The organism is Serratia sp. TMDUHS_CL (assembly GCF_037137105.1).
GTDB lineage: Bacteria > Pseudomonadota > Gammaproteobacteria > Enterobacterales > Enterobacteriaceae > Serratia > Serratia nevei.
The window spans coordinates 1-12439 of the sequence record NZ_JBBBDV010000009.1 but is presented as its reverse complement, the minus strand read 5'-3'; the positions used below and the strand labels follow the sequence as shown (position 1 = coordinate 12439).

At 56.4% G+C, this 12439-nt stretch carries 21 protein-coding genes; 1 reads left to right on the top strand and 20 read right to left on the bottom strand.

Annotation, left to right across the window (positions count from 1 at the left end; all coding sequences use genetic code 11):
- Positions 1-2 precede the first annotated feature (2 nt).
- The 4 genes from WCL58_RS16600 to WCL58_RS16585 are packed head-to-tail and all read right to left on the bottom strand — an operon-like array spanning position 3 to position 3982.
- Positions 3-452 (bottom strand): GNAT family N-acetyltransferase, encoded by a 450-nt coding sequence (locus WCL58_RS16600; RefSeq protein ID WP_336851394.1) that lies wholly within the window; start codon positions 450-452, stop codon positions 3-5.
- Between the two features lie 2 nt (positions 453-454).
- Positions 455-2449 (bottom strand): hypothetical protein, encoded by a 1995-nt coding sequence (locus tag WCL58_RS16595; RefSeq protein WP_336851393.1) that lies wholly within the window; start codon positions 2447-2449, stop codon positions 455-457.
- A gap of 2 nt (positions 2450-2451) precedes the next feature.
- Positions 2452-3015, bottom strand: coding sequence for a hypothetical protein (locus WCL58_RS16590; protein WP_019456275.1), 564 nt, complete (start codon positions 3013-3015; stop codon positions 2452-2454).
- Between the two features lie 55 nt (positions 3016-3070).
- Positions 3071-3982 carry a phage capsid protein gene (locus tag WCL58_RS16585; RefSeq protein WP_336851392.1) on the bottom strand — a complete coding sequence of 304 codons (912 nt, stop codon included), beginning with the start codon at positions 3980-3982 and terminating at the stop codon, positions 3071-3073.
- Positions 3983-4222: 240 nt separating this feature from the next.
- Here WCL58_RS16585 and WCL58_RS16580 point away from each other — a divergent pair, with 240 nt between their 5' ends.
- Positions 4223-4534: a hypothetical protein gene (locus tag WCL58_RS16580; protein WP_336851391.1), complete on the top strand. Its 312-nt coding sequence runs from the start codon at positions 4223-4225 to the stop codon at positions 4532-4534.
- 35 nt (positions 4535-4569) lie between these two features.
- On the opposite strand, the gene WCL58_RS16575 is transcribed toward WCL58_RS16580, so the two are convergent.
- The 16 genes from WCL58_RS16575 to WCL58_RS16500 all read right to left on the bottom strand — a co-directional run.
- Complete coding sequence (locus WCL58_RS16575; protein WP_336851390.1) at positions 4570-5394, bottom strand: hypothetical protein; 825 nt, start codon at positions 5392-5394, stop codon at positions 4570-4572.
- Positions 5381-5614 carry a Bbp19 family protein gene (locus WCL58_RS16570; RefSeq protein ID WP_047568214.1) on the bottom strand — a complete coding sequence of 78 codons (234 nt, stop codon included), beginning with the start codon at positions 5612-5614 and terminating at the stop codon, positions 5381-5383. Before WCL58_RS16570 ends, WCL58_RS16575 begins: the two co-directional genes overlap by 14 nt.
- Positions 5614-7236 carry a portal protein gene (locus WCL58_RS16565; RefSeq protein WP_336851389.1) on the bottom strand — a complete coding sequence of 541 codons (1623 nt, stop codon included), beginning with the start codon at positions 7234-7236 and terminating at the stop codon, positions 5614-5616. The genes WCL58_RS16570 and WCL58_RS16565 overlap by 1 nt, the downstream gene beginning before the upstream one ends.
- A gap of 3 nt (positions 7237-7239) precedes the next feature.
- Entirely contained in the window at positions 7240-7467 is a 228-nt protein-coding gene (locus tag WCL58_RS16560) for a hypothetical protein (RefSeq protein WP_262033867.1), read from the bottom strand.
- 10 nt (positions 7468-7477) lie between these two features.
- Positions 7478-7975, bottom strand: coding sequence for a hypothetical protein (locus tag WCL58_RS16555; protein WP_336851388.1), 498 nt, complete (start codon positions 7973-7975; stop codon positions 7478-7480).
- Positions 7976-8003: 28 nt separating this feature from the next.
- On the bottom strand, positions 8004-8300 hold the full coding sequence (locus WCL58_RS16550) for a hypothetical protein (protein WP_041034508.1): 297 nt from the start codon (positions 8298-8300) through the stop codon (positions 8004-8006).
- A 154-nt stretch (positions 8301-8454) separates the two neighbouring features.
- Complete coding sequence (locus tag WCL58_RS16545; protein ID WP_308322394.1) at positions 8455-8760, bottom strand: Ref family recombination enhancement nuclease; 306 nt, start codon at positions 8758-8760, stop codon at positions 8455-8457.
- An 8-nt stretch (positions 8761-8768) separates the two neighbouring features.
- Positions 8769-9365, bottom strand: a complete 597-nt coding sequence (locus WCL58_RS16540) for a DUF1367 family protein (RefSeq protein WP_336851387.1) — start codon at positions 9363-9365, stop codon at positions 8769-8771.
- Positions 9366-9740: 375 nt separating this feature from the next.
- Positions 9741-9965, bottom strand: a complete 225-nt coding sequence (locus WCL58_RS16535) for a hypothetical protein (RefSeq protein ID WP_336851386.1) — start codon at positions 9963-9965, stop codon at positions 9741-9743.
- 73 nt (positions 9966-10038) lie between these two features.
- Positions 10039-10341, bottom strand: coding sequence for a hypothetical protein (locus WCL58_RS16530; protein ID WP_336851385.1), 303 nt, complete (start codon positions 10339-10341; stop codon positions 10039-10041).
- Positions 10338-10577 (bottom strand): hypothetical protein, encoded by a 240-nt coding sequence (locus WCL58_RS16525; RefSeq protein ID WP_336851384.1) that lies wholly within the window; start codon positions 10575-10577, stop codon positions 10338-10340. The genes WCL58_RS16530 and WCL58_RS16525 overlap by 4 nt, the downstream gene beginning before the upstream one ends.
- Position 10578: 1 nt before the next feature.
- The gene (locus tag WCL58_RS16520) at positions 10579-11007 is read right to left on the bottom strand and encodes a hypothetical protein (RefSeq protein ID WP_336851383.1); all 429 of its coding nucleotides are present in this window, start codon (positions 11005-11007) and stop codon (positions 10579-10581) included.
- A complete protein-coding gene (locus tag WCL58_RS16515; RefSeq protein WP_151522963.1) occupies positions 11007-11246 on the bottom strand; it encodes a hypothetical protein in 240 nt (79 codons plus the stop codon). Before WCL58_RS16515 ends, WCL58_RS16520 begins: the two co-directional genes overlap by 1 nt.
- Positions 11243-11479, bottom strand: a complete 237-nt coding sequence (locus tag WCL58_RS16510) for a hypothetical protein (protein WP_336851382.1) — start codon at positions 11477-11479, stop codon at positions 11243-11245. Before WCL58_RS16510 ends, WCL58_RS16515 begins: the two co-directional genes overlap by 4 nt.
- Positions 11472-12224, bottom strand: coding sequence for a DNA-methyltransferase (locus tag WCL58_RS16505; protein WP_443005157.1), 753 nt, complete (start codon positions 12222-12224; stop codon positions 11472-11474). The genes WCL58_RS16510 and WCL58_RS16505 overlap by 8 nt, the downstream gene beginning before the upstream one ends.
- The coding region (locus WCL58_RS16500) for a DNA translocase FtsK (protein WP_336851381.1) at positions 12211-12439 on the bottom strand (229 nt) is incomplete at its 5' end. The genes WCL58_RS16505 and WCL58_RS16500, both read right to left, overlap by 14 nt.

Genomic DNA, 12439 nt, shown 5'->3' with positions numbered 1-12439 from the left:
AATCAAATCTCCTTCGAATACAACAGGCCAGTGCGCGACAGGCCAAGACGTTCATACATCGCCCCGGTGCGTTCTTCGTGCACGCCGGTGGTGATGCCCATATTGATCACGGCGGCGCCATGGTCAGCGGCCCACGCGATAAAGGTTTTAGCCAAGCGAGGGCCAGCAGATCCGCCGCGGTGCTCCGGCGCGATAAATAGCCCATACTCGAACGCCGCCAGTTTGCGCGAAAACCACTGCTCGGCGATGCCGCCGGCCATCCAGCCAATCACCTCCCCGCCGTGCTCGGCCACCAGCACGCACCCACCAGGTGCGGCGATCAGGTTCTGCGCCAGATCGGCGCACTTCTGCTCATCAAATGGCGAGGTTTCCGCGTAACGCGATTCCAGGTACATGCGGGCGCCAAGTTCAATCAGTGCCGGGATATCCCCGGCGGTTGCGTTGCGGATCATTGTCAGCCCCCGTTGCTGGTGAAAGTGGTGATAATGGACAGAAGGTGGAACGGCAGCGGCTGGCGCTGCTGAATGAGTAGCGTGTCCTCGCCCTTCTCCCAGCCCAATTTTCCGAAGAAGTGATCGCCAGTGAACAACGGCGCCGGCTGATTGAGGATTTTCGGGCCGAAGGTGCGGAACGGGATCACCTGGCCGTTGCACTCGGCGCCGGTAGTTTCGAGGAAACGCATTGTCACTTCGCTGGTTCGCTTCTTGGCGCTCTGCGTTGTCCCCTCGGTGGTTCCCACTTCTGGCGTGAGCGTTTGGATCGTGGATTCAAAATGCAGGCCAATTTCCACGCGGCGAGCTTTTCGTGTCAGAGTGATCTGCCCACCGGAAACCTCCTGCACAGGCATCACAGAACCGTCAGCGACAACATCGACGGTCTGCCCCTCGAGGTGATTTAACCCTGCCCACGTCGTTGCTCCGGCCTCGCTGCTGCCGGTTACGGCGGCGTCGGTGTACAGCGTAGAATCGAACACCTCGACATAGCGCACCACCTGGCCGCCGATCTCACGGCGAACCAGCGCGTAAATTACATCGTTGCTGTCAGACGGGATCGACGCCACTGACTCAAACCTGCCGGCGGTAATTTGGCGAGACCAGGCGATCACCTCCTGAGCCCGGTCGATTGCCATCGTCACCATTACGCCGTCGGTGCGTACCAGCCAAATAAAGGCGTCGGGCTGTTGCTGGTACGCCATATCGATCACCCCGCCTGCAGTGATGTGTTCTGCCAGCACCGTCATATCGTTGGCGGAATACGACACAAAACTGTCCGGGTCATAGGCCACGGCATAGAGTTTGCGGCCGGCGCGCTGCACGAACATGATTTCGGTACCGACACGCACCGGGCGGATCCCGTTGCAACCGTATGGACTGGGGTTTTTCACCGAGATATTTGTCGGGGTGATTGCTGCATCATTGCCGGCGGTGATCGTGAACTCGCCTCCGTACGTCAGCGCAATCAGCGTGTTCATCTGTGCCAGGTGCACAATCGGGTTGAGCTGGTCGGAAGACAGCGTAAAGCTGATCGCCTTGTCGTCGTCGGTACCCAGCTCAAACGACAGGTAAACGCCGGTTTCGCTGAACCAGATGGTTTGCGGGTACCTGACCGAGCCAGCCAGGACGAGGCGCTGCTGGTGCAACGTCACCGCGCCAGGGTAGCCGTATGCATCCGTCCAAACCGTATCCTCTCGCGTCCACGCTCCCGGCGACGCTGCCTGTGTTGCGGTAAGGTCTGTGCGGATAACGCCGACGGCAATCTGCTCGCTGGTGATACTTTTGATCAGCACCAGACCGCCGTTAATGCGGACGTATGAGCCAACATCCTCAGCAACCCAGCCAGGGCCGGTGAATGGCGCCGGATCCTCGCTATCTTTCGGTGGCTCGTCGTCGCTCAGCGTCAGCGTGATTTCTGAGCCGACAAATTCCTTAACTGACGGCTTGCACCATTTTTCCGGCGTGTCGCGGATTTCGTCGAACGGCTCAACGATAAACGGGCACGGCTCAAGCACCCAATCAAGCTGCCCGCGCCGCTGCAGGCGATGAGGCTTCACGCCCTGGTGCACCAGAAACATGGTATCGGCGCCCTGAACGTAGTTTACGGCCGGCAGCATAGCGGAGCTGTAAGGGCTGGCGATTTCATACGGTGTGTTGTCGTCGTTTACCAGCTGCGCGCCATTCTGGAAAATCCGCATGTAGCCGTCGCCAAACTCCAGCACGTATGCCTGAGAGCGGTTGAAAACGTAGGGGATCAGCCGTCCGTTGCGGTCGCCATATTTGGCCGCTGCTGCGTAACGGGTGCCAGGACGACGTATAACCCCGCCCTGCACCACACAAACCGCATTCTCGATCTGCTTGGCGCCGTTGGCGTAACGCGCGATATCAACACGGCCCATGAGGCGCGGGGAAATCTCGCCGGCGGTGAAATTGGTTTTTATCAGGTTGGCACGCACGGTCAGAACCTCGAATTATACGTTGGGTATCCGCCCAGCTCTTCCGGCGGATCTTCTTGCCCGTCGATAGATTTTGCCTGGCGCAGCAGATAGGCCGCCTCTTGAGTCAGGCTGTCGCGCAGACTGGCGGATGCCGTTACCGCATAGGCCAGCTTGGCCGCCATGGTGGCTTCTGCCAGATTCACCAGCGCCGAGTCCCAGGTCGATTCATCTTCGTTGCGGAAGATGTAGCGCAGGCGGATCACGTTCTGATTGGCCAGCAGCTTCTTGCCCTCGATGCGGTACGGGATTTCGTCCCACTCTTCGCCGACGGACAGGATGCGGATCAGGTCACCGGGCAACGGGAATTGAAAGCCGAATCCAAACGCTGGCGCCGTGCTGCTGGGTGAAAGCACTACGCGTTTAACCGCGCAATTCCATGGGTGCTTACGCAGCAGGTCATTACGCACTGTCGGGTAAATGTTGGAGCACAGGCGGGCGTGTTCTGTGTTTTCGTCAAAGCTGTTGATCGGATGAGCTCCGAGCGCGAGCAGTGCGTTAGAACAGATGGAAATACTGGAAGCCATGGCGATACCTCATGAAAAAGGCCGGGGTATTATCCCCGGCAAAGTAGCGCTGGCATTAAGCGGTGAAGTCGATCGCGACAACCTTGTTTTCGGCTGCGCGGCCGGCGCCATAGGACGCATCGACAGAGATCTGAATGGTGTTGTTCTTGTCGCGGCGCGGGCCGATATCGGTGTTGTACTCGGCACCGGTACCGAAATGCACTGCAGACTTACACCAGGCGGCGGCGGTCTTGGTGGTGACAGCCGGATCGCCAGCGCTAGCCGAGTCCAGTTTTTCGTATGCCAACCACTTGAAGCCCAACCAGTTGCCGGACACCGCACCTTCCTGCAGCATTTTCACCGCCATATAGTCGGCGCTGGTCAGGGTGGTATCGCTCAGGATCTGCGTGAGCATGTCGGCGTTGTACGTGATGAATAGCTCTTCGCCGTTCTGCTCGTCACACTCGTTGCGGCGGAACATGGCCTTAGCGGCGATCAGCTTGGCTTTGGTCATGCCGGTACCGCCGGCCACAATCTTCTGAGACGCCGGCAGCGCCACAGGAGCATAAGCGCCAGTGTTCGAGGTTTTGCGCAGGACGGTATCCAGCAACGCGCGATAAATCACGTCGTCCTTTGTGCGGTTCGCAGCCGACAAGGTCAGTTGCAGATATGGCCCCTGCGGGTCAGCGATCAGCTTACGCAGGTCGCGTTTCTCTACCGGCACGAAAACAGCGTAGTCCACCATCAACGCGTTACGGGTACCTGCTTCGGGAAGATCCCAAACAGTGTCACCGAATCGCTCGGTGATCTGCTTCATCTCGATGGTGCCCATATCGTTGATGGTGAACGACGCGCCGGTAATCATCCCGCGGTCGTGTACGGCAGCCTGCAGGCGCGAGTCCTTCTGCTGCGATGCGATTTCGAAAGAATCATGGAACTGCTGCACAAAGGCGGCGGTGATCATGTTCTTATTCGGATCAAAAGCCATTTTTTATCACTCCAAAGATTATCGCCTGCGGGTTATCGGGTTACCGGCCCTGATACACCAGGCGAGTGGCGCGTACGCCTGGCGGGAGATACCAGTTATCCGGCTACCACGCCGGGCTGTTGGAGTGATTTTGTTGCAGGGGTGCGGTCGGAATCCCGACCAAATTAGCTTTGAAGTCTTTCTTTAATTTAAAACTCTTTGCATACTGGATTTGGATTTCCAAAAACACAGCGAGAGACTATGAAAATTCAAAATGAAATAAATAAAACCATACTTTTAACCCTCCGGGAATATTTCCCTCACGCCCTAATGTCAGATGGTTACGCAAGACTTCTTGCGGGATTTGATGAGGATATATTAGACGGTCATATGATCTACTTGAGCCAGAAGGGGCTTATTTCTCTTCCCTCAAAATATCGATATGTCGATGCCCATGGAGACGAGGTTTTTGATCCAGACCCGGTGCGCGGACAAGGGCGCTGGGCATTCATGACAAAAGATGTATTTATCACTGCCGCGGGTCTTGATTATTTGCACTCTATTAAAATTTGACACTTAGTATCAGCCCGCCTCCGCGGGCTTTTTAATTAGGCTACCGTTTGGTCGCCGTAGGTTTTCTGATAGAACGCACGCACCTGGGTGGATACGCGTTCGTGATCTGCGTGTTTCGGGTTGCTGTAAGCTTCTGACTTCATCAGGTCGCGGATGCTCTGCTGCTCTTCGAGATTAATCGCGCCAGTGCCTACAGGGTTATCCTCGCCCATCTCTGCGCCGATTTTTGCCAGCATGCGGATCACAATCGGGTTGTTGCCGATCTCATCCATCTTTCCTTGGTCGGCAGGGTCGGCCAGCGACATAAACGCGCGGTGCGCCAGCCCGATATTTTTCTGGAATTCCGCATCGGTTTTCCACGTGCCGCGCAGCTCGGTAGCCGCCGCCTCTTGATCCAGCTCAGCAGCACCACCCACCAGCGCCGGGGCGCGGTTCATGTATTCGCCGAGGATAAAGCCCATCTGATCGTTGGTGATGCCCTTGGCGTGAGCAGCCTTGAGGAATCCCTGCATCTCAGGATCGGCCTTGAACTCGTCCCACTTGAAGCCCTCAACCTCTACGGTAGGCGCATACTCATCTACGGTTTTCGGTGCCGCGCTGGTGCCGCGCTGTTTTTCCAGGTGCGTGTAGGACTCGGCCAGTTTGCGCGCGGATCCTTCGATATTGAGTTTCCCGTCCTCGCCCATGACGCGGAATTTTTCAGGCACCCAATCATCGCCACCCGGTTGATTCTGTGCGCCGGTGCTCAGCAATGAAGTGCTGCCGCCATCGCCGGTGCCTGGGTTGCCGCCGTCACCAGTGCCGCCACCTTCCCCACCTTCGCCAGCTGCATTCATGAATAAGTGTTTAAGCTTCCACATCGTCGTTTACTCCGTCTGCCAGATTAAGCTGGCGCAAAATGAAATCGAGCACGTCACGTTGCCCGGCCTTAAAACAGGTTTGGCGGTCACCCTCAGGGCCGCCCTTCACAAAAATCGATCCGCCGAAGCGCCGGGTTAATTCGTCCAGCACCTCAGCGCCGCCGGCCGTTTCTTCAAACAGCCGCTTGTAATCCAGTGGTGAAACTTTCTTGATGCCCATCAGCCCCCCGCCAGTTGTTGGCCAATTGCTTCACCGGCACTTTGCCCTGCGGCGCCGGCTGCCTGCTGGCCTGCCTGCATCAGCAATGACTGTTGCTGCTGTTGTTGCTGCGCCTTGGCGCGCTGGTCGCGCAGCGTGGACACGTCCGCCGACGAGCGCAAAACCTTGGCCGGTACGCCGAGCGCCTCACCGACAACGCGACTTGCTTCGTCGCTGTCCATGTTGTCGATAATGTCCGGGTAAACCTGCACCAGCTGCATAACGTTCTGGGCGTAACGCTCAATCGCGGTGACGTCCTCCAGCTTCTGTGCACGAGCCAGCGGCGAGATATAGCGCACGTTGAAGTTGGCGGCGTTCATGCTCTCCGGCGGTTCAGGGAACACGCCTGCACGGAACGCAATGCCGAAACAGCGCTCAACCAGCGGCTGCAGGTATTCCGCCTGGAATCGTCCGTATACCGGCCCCAGCAACTGGCGGATCAGCGCGACGCGCACATGCACCTCGGTGGCTGTCATGGCTGGGCCATCCTGCGGCTGCAACTGGTCGGCCATCATGATTTTGCGGATTGAGGCCTGCAGGCGTTCCTCAGCGGTAAATGCGACGTTGAAATCGGAACCGGTGAGCAGCGGCTTCATGCTGTCGACGCTGTTGGCCACGATGATGCGACGCGGCCCCACCTTCACCGTGCGAGGGTTAAGCACGCCGTCATCCTCGGCGATCCACATGCCGGAAATCGCCAAATCCTGCGCGGCTTTCTCCATGCGTTTGGTTTCGTTCAGCTCCTTGCAGTCAGGCAGAGCGTCATAAACCGGGCCGATGCCGTACGAGCCGCCGGGAATTTTCATCCAGCGCGGCACGCAGCATGGAAATTCGTGATAGCCGGATTCGCGCACCACTTTCTTGGCGGTCACATCGATGTTGTACGACGCGAAGCGCAGGTTTTTAGCCAGGCGCGCGTTAACCATGTAATTCGTGCGTGGGAAGATTGCGTGCAGAAAATCAAACTTGTCGTCTGGCTTTTTCTTGGCGGCGTCACGGATTTTCTCGCTTACAGCATCCTGTCCAAACTCGGCGATCGCTTGCTCGGCGGTCAGTTGGTAGCAGCGGAAAATCGTATCGACAATGCCATCATTGCGAGTCGATGCGACGTAGCACTGCGCCAATGGCCACTGCTGGAATGAATAGCCGCCCTCGTCCCGGTCTTCATCGACGTACAGCACGAACCAGCCAGCGCACACCACATCGAGATTTGCCTCGTAGCCCTCGGCGTCGAAGTTGGCCGCGTGGATGTTTTCCCACACCAGCGTTGCGCAGGTAGAAAGCCACGCCTTGGCGTCGTCCGGCAGGGATTCGCTGTCGAGGTTCAGCCACTGCGCGTTAGCCGGCGTCATGCCGGACATGAGAGCAGACGCCAGCATGCGCGAGCTATCGGTCGCCGTGCCGTCGAGCAGCTTTGCCACCTTGTGCTTTGCGCTCTGAGCGTCCAGCACCTCAGACGAGAAACCAGCGCCGCGCAGCGGGTACGTGTAGTCGTAGCACTCCCGCCAGACACTTTCGTGCACCTGACGGGAAGCCTTGAGCGTGTTCACGCGTTTAATCAGCCTTGCGGCGGTGTCGTCCATCAATCACGCCCCCAGCGTTGATTTATTGCCTGCTGCCTGGGCACCGCTTGCTAGCAGCGAATCACCGGCATCGGTAGCGCCCTCTGCGCCACTGGCCAGCAGTGAGGAGCCTTTTTTGCGCTTCTTGCGGCTGGCGGCGTCAGCGTTTGAGGCTTTAGCCGCGGCGTCTGCTGCTGCGTCTGCCTCGGCCTGCGGGTCGGTCTGAACTACTTTCGGTGCAGATCCACACATAGCGGTTTCCTTAGCCTGGTACGTGCCAGCCGTGTTCGGTTAAAACAGGTTTGCCCGGTGCTGGCTGCTTCTTGCCCTCTTCGTTCGTCACCATCGGGCCAGCGCCACCGGTAGCCACATCGGTGGCTTTCTTCACCAGGTTGAGGAATTCGAGGTTATCGGTCAGGCGGTGATCGTCAGCGTCGAGGAATTCCATCCCTTCGAATCGAGCAATAATTGCGGCACCCTGTTGATTCAGGACGGAAAGGATCGCGTTGCGCTCTTCCAGTGCTGCGCCGTCGAGCAGCTTCGCAACACGCTGCTGCAGAATCGCTGTTTTGTCATCGCCGGCTGGTTCCGGCTCGCCTACAGTAATCAGCGTGGCGCCAGCGGTAGCGGCGTTCAGCTGCTCAGGTGTGTTTGCGGGCTGCTGCACGACAGAATTTAACAGCAGTGCGTCAGTGGCGTTTTCTTCCGGCCGCTGATTTTCCTGCCCGGGAGTTTGGATTTCTTTGCGTGGTCGTCCCATTGCGTTTACTCCTTGGGTTGATGAGCGCTCATTGTCTGCCCTGCTTGCGGTCGGATTCCCGACCAATTACCGGGCGCTTAAACGTCCACCATTGCCGGTAAAGTACGGTCGGCAGGTTGCTACGGTCTGAGCCCGTTGCCTGGCACCAGAGAGCGATCAGCGCCTCCCCATCGCCGTGACGCGGTTCAGATCCCGACTTCCAGCCGAGAACGGCAGATTTCGAAACGCCCAATTCCTCGGCGATGCTCTGCGTTGCCATGCGTGTGCGGTTGATATCGGTAATTACGCGAAACCAGTCGGTGCGGAATGTTGCGACGAGAGGCATAATCAGCCCCCTAAACGCGCGCGTGCGCGAGCATAGAGAGGGAAAAACGCGCCGCCGGCCATTGCAAGAAGATGGGCCAAACAGGATTTTGTTCTTTGCCACCGACGGGCGCCCTGTGACTTTTCGATATTTCCTGCTGGTCTTGGGGGTAGGATTAAATTCTGCATTCGCGCAATTCCTCCACTTCCCTTGTGACTTGTTCCAGCAATTCCAGCTCAGTGCCGTAATTCTCCTCCCATGTTTTTCTTCCTGCGTGTACGGCTACACCGTGGCCGCCGGTGCGGTGATGCGGTGGGCATAACGGGAGGGTTTGCTTATGGGTGGCGCGCTGTGCGGTGCCCTGTCCTGTGCGGATATGGTGTATTTCTGCAGGGGATGAGCCGTAACCCAGATTGCGGCAGACGACGCAGCCAAGATCTGCCACGTCGGATAACCATTGTTTCTCGTCTTTGGTCGCCATGGTTCCCCCTATGCCGTGTAGCTGAGCAGTTGGGAGGCGGCGTTTTCTGCAGCCTGCTGATTGGGGAACGAGCGGAATAGGATGAAATTCCAGAGCACGTCGATGGTGGATCTGTAGAGCTGGGCAAACTCGATATCGTCCATCTTTGCGAACGATACGCTGCGGGGTTCTTTGCGCTCGCTGCCATCCGGCATCTGGTATGCGGTGTAATGGCCGGATTGAATCGTTACCCAGGCGCGGAATGCCTCGAACGATTTTGCGGCGCTGATATTGCCGGCGCGCTTTTCTGCCACATCCTGCAGATATTCGTCGGCGGCTGCCTGCAGCGTGCTTTCGTTCCCGGCATAATATGCGAGGAATTTAACGTAACCGGTAACCAGCTCTTTGTCGGTCGGCGATATGGCGCCGCCGGTCGGTTCCCAATACTGGAAGCCGAGATTCAGCAGGGAGAAATATTTGCGGTGAAAAGCCGGGTTGCGGGCCTGGCTAAAATCGGCATACAGGACGGCGCCGATCTTCACGTTGGTTTTCAGGTATTCGATCGCGTCCGGGGTGGCCGGCACTAACAAATTTCCTGCGGATTTTACAAACGAATACTGCGCCATGGGCTTTCTCCGGTGGCGCAGCAGTTGCTCAGAATTCGAACGGGCTGGGTGTTCAGTCCAGCCCGTTAATTATAGCGCGTTTCCATCAGGTCTTACAACCGAATAACCTGCTAATTTTGCCAAATCAATCAACGCGTTAAGTGATACTACGTGCTCATTTTCCTTAACGATGCGAGTTCCGGTTATTGAGCCGTTTTCGCATGTTATTACTACTCTTCCGGTGTTGGGCAATGACTTAATCAAGTCTTCAATATCAATCAATTAGCTATCTCTTTATTGTGTACAGCAATGATATTTCATCAAAATACTGTACAAATAAACAGTTATGCATTTTGTGTCACGCATCAAACAAAAAACCCGCCTAAGCGGGTTCTGTTATTTCTCGAGTAGCTCGCCCAGGTTTTCTGGGAATGGGACGCCGGGCTCTTTTCTCATCGCGTTGAATCTATTGATGATGCTTAATTTTCCTGTGCTATCAGCTTTTTTATAAAATGGTCGGGCTGCGTCGATCAGTTTGTTCGCTGTGTCCGATGAGCCGATCCCTACTGTGGCTTCCGACTTTGCGAGAACTTCATAAATTTTTCTTTCTAAATCCTGCATGTTGGTCCCTCGGGTTATTGTAATCACAGTAACAATAGCACTATGTGGCACTCAGCGAGTGCCACCTGTAACGCTATTTAAGTTCAGTCAGCACGCGGAACTCGTAATCGTTGTTCGTTGCATGCTCTACGCTCATCTCTGCGTGTTGCTCTGCTGTGATGCGCTCCCAGTCGTGCCAGCAGTTGTAGCCGCTGTTCCAGTAGCGCATTTCCCATGCCACCGGCTGCGCCTCCCGGTTAGCCGCCAGCAATGGTTCGACAACTTCGGCATAGATTGCCTCGGCCACCACATTACGCCCATCTCGCGCCCGCAGGCCTGACGCAACTGCGATTTTCTCAATCATCTCTGCTCTCAACTGCTCAGTCGTTAGTGTCATGCATCCCCCTGCATATGCTTTTGGCAGGCGGGGCAAACCCATCCGCCGTTGATTTTTCTCCAGCCAGCCTCTTTTGCTTCAGCAAACAGTTCGCTCATGCACGCGTCGGCCGATTTTTTTGTGTCATCAGCCATAGTCCACGGGTCGTTGTTATCGTCTGACCAGCACCGAGTTCCGCCATACGGTGACCGACCATCGCCGCGTTCTTCGCAACGCAATGAAATGAAGATTGCCATCCTACTCATCCCCCTCTATGGTGACCGCAAACCCGGCGACGCGGATTACATCGGCTGTCGTCCCTTCCAGCAGCCAGCGATTGCCAACTTTATCCACCCAGGGCGATTGCAACCGCACCGGCGTAGCCAGCCGCTTTTCTGCGTCGCCAAGCCGTCGGCCTAACCCGGCGTTTGTCTTCTCCAGAAATTCGATTCTGTCCTGCTGCTGATTTATGTGGTCGTCCTGCGATGTGTTGGCGCGTTCCAGCTCGGCGATGCGCGCCAGCAGGGCAGATACGTACTCTTGCGAGTAGAACGGTGTCGTGTATTTCTCGTAGTCTTGATGATATCGACTCTCTAGCCCGCGCTCTTTGTTTCGGTTGGTGCACAAGTTCCCGCGTTCGTCAGTCCACGCCACCGGCTTGCTCAGTTCGCTCAGCTTATTGTCCATCACAGCTTCACCGCCTTAATTTCTCGGATGTATTTCAGGCAAAGCGGGCAGGTTATCCCCCCTCGCTCTACAACCTTTGTCTTGGCGACAACGTTTGTGCAGCAGCCAAATGAATAAAATTCACCGGAGCACAACAGCATTGGATCGCCTGATCGCTCTACCGACAGGTGCCAGAATCTCTCTCCGAGAGGCGTTTTTTCGCCGTCATCATTGATGAGTATTTTGACCAGCGTGCTCATAATGCTTTCTCCTGGGCTTCAGTGTTGAAACCTCTTTCAGTGAAAAACTCGAGACCTTCGCGATATGCCTCAATCAGATCCGCTGCGTCACTTGCAAACTCGGCAGGCCAGTTTTTCTGTATTTCCACGCCATCACGTAACTTTTTGACGATTACGCGTTCGATGTATTCCCGCCGAGCTTCAAGCAGCTCCGGAGACGCTTCAGTCATGTAAAACTTGAGTTGCTCAATCACGCTCCACCTCCCTAGCGCTGTCACCGAAAATCCGACGGCGCGCCACTTCGACATATTTCTGTTCTTTCTCGATACCGATGAATCGGCGGCCAGTCGCTGAGCACGCTACGCCAGCCGTTCCGCTCCCCATCGTGAAGTCCAGCACTACATCGCCGGGATTGCTGTACGTCTCGATCAGATAGCGAACCAGGCCAACCGGCTTCTGCGTTGGGTGGTATCGGCCTTTCTGCTTATCGCTCGAGAAGAACTGAACATCGCGCGGATAACGCCGTGTTGAGTCGTATTCCGTCAGCGTCACGGCCTCGCCATACACTTCGGAATTGACCGTTTTACGACGCGACGTTTTGCGTGGGTGTCCATCGGTAAACTGCGGGTTGTATGTCGGCATGCCGCGATAGAACACCAGGATGTTTTCGTGGGCGCGCAGAGGCTGCTTCTTGGCATTGAGGAACCCTGTCGCGTTGCCTTTTTCCCAAATCCACTCCGTTTTCCAATGTCGGATGTTGCTGTTGACCAGAACAGAGGTATACGGCTGCGCACTGAACAGCACGATAGCGGCGTTTGGTTTGGCGATGCGGTGCAGGTGTGACCACATCAGCTCAAGGTCAAGAACAGAGTCCCAGGCACATTGCGTGGTGCCGTAGGGTACGTCAGCGCACACCATATCAACGGAGCCATCGGCGATTAGGTGCATCGCCTCCATACAATCTGCGTGAATGAGCTGAGCGGTTTCATTTGCTGGCATCACTACCTCCATGAATTACAGTACGGACGCCATTCCAGGCAGGTGCGGTTACCACGCCTTCGTTTTCCATCCGCTGGGTAATTCCGCTTGCCATCCAATAGCTGCATTTCAGTTCACGCTGAAGCTTTGCAGCACCCATCATGGCATGCAGGCGAGTGAACTCGACGGCTTTGGTGTACAGCTGCTCTTCGTCTTCGTCTCCGTTGAAAATCACT

Coding starts and splice junctions, on each gene's coding strand:
- WCL58_RS16600 (WP_336851394.1), bottom strand. CDS start 452: ATGATCCGCAACGCAACCGCCGGGGATATCCCGGCACTGATTGAACTT.
- WCL58_RS16590 (WP_019456275.1), bottom strand. CDS start 3,015: ATGGCTTCCAGTATTTCCATCTGTTCTAACGCACTGCTCGCGCTCGGA.
- WCL58_RS16585 (WP_336851392.1), bottom strand. CDS start 3,982: ATGGCTTTTGATCCGAATAAGAACATGATCACCGCCGCCTTTGTGCAG.
- WCL58_RS16580 (WP_336851391.1), top strand. CDS start 4,223: ATGAAAATTCAAAATGAAATAAATAAAACCATACTTTTAACCCTCCGG.
- WCL58_RS16575 (WP_336851390.1), bottom strand. CDS start 5,394: ATGTGGAAGCTTAAACACTTATTCATGAATGCAGCTGGCGAAGGTGGG.
- WCL58_RS16570 (WP_047568214.1), bottom strand. CDS start 5,614: ATGGGCATCAAGAAAGTTTCACCACTGGATTACAAGCGGCTGTTTGAA.
- WCL58_RS16565 (WP_336851389.1), bottom strand. CDS start 7,236: ATGGACGACACCGCCGCAAGGCTGATTAAACGCGTGAACACGCTCAAG.
- WCL58_RS16560 (WP_262033867.1), bottom strand. CDS start 7,467: ATGTGTGGATCTGCACCGAAAGTAGTTCAGACCGACCCGCAGGCCGAG.
- WCL58_RS16555 (WP_336851388.1), bottom strand. CDS start 7,975: ATGGGACGACCACGCAAAGAAATCCAAACTCCCGGGCAGGAAAATCAG.
- WCL58_RS16550 (WP_041034508.1), bottom strand. CDS start 8,300: ATGCCTCTCGTCGCAACATTCCGCACCGACTGGTTTCGCGTAATTACC.
- WCL58_RS16545 (WP_308322394.1), bottom strand. CDS start 8,760: ATGGCGACCAAAGACGAGAAACAATGGTTATCCGACGTGGCAGATCTT.
- WCL58_RS16540 (WP_336851387.1), bottom strand. CDS start 9,365: ATGGCGCAGTATTCGTTTGTAAAATCCGCAGGAAATTTGTTAGTGCCG.
- WCL58_RS16535 (WP_336851386.1), bottom strand. CDS start 9,965: ATGCAGGATTTAGAAAGAAAAATTTATGAAGTTCTCGCAAAGTCGGAA.
- WCL58_RS16530 (WP_336851385.1), bottom strand. CDS start 10,341: ATGACACTAACGACTGAGCAGTTGAGAGCAGAGATGATTGAGAAAATC.
- WCL58_RS16525 (WP_336851384.1), bottom strand. CDS start 10,577: ATGGCAATCTTCATTTCATTGCGTTGCGAAGAACGCGGCGATGGTCGG.
- WCL58_RS16520 (WP_336851383.1), bottom strand. CDS start 11,007: ATGGACAATAAGCTGAGCGAACTGAGCAAGCCGGTGGCGTGGACTGAC.
- WCL58_RS16515 (WP_151522963.1), bottom strand. CDS start 11,246: ATGAGCACGCTGGTCAAAATACTCATCAATGATGACGGCGAAAAAACG.
- WCL58_RS16505 (WP_443005157.1), bottom strand. CDS start 12,224: ATGCCAGCAAATGAAACCGCTCAGCTCATTCACGCAGATTGTATGGAG.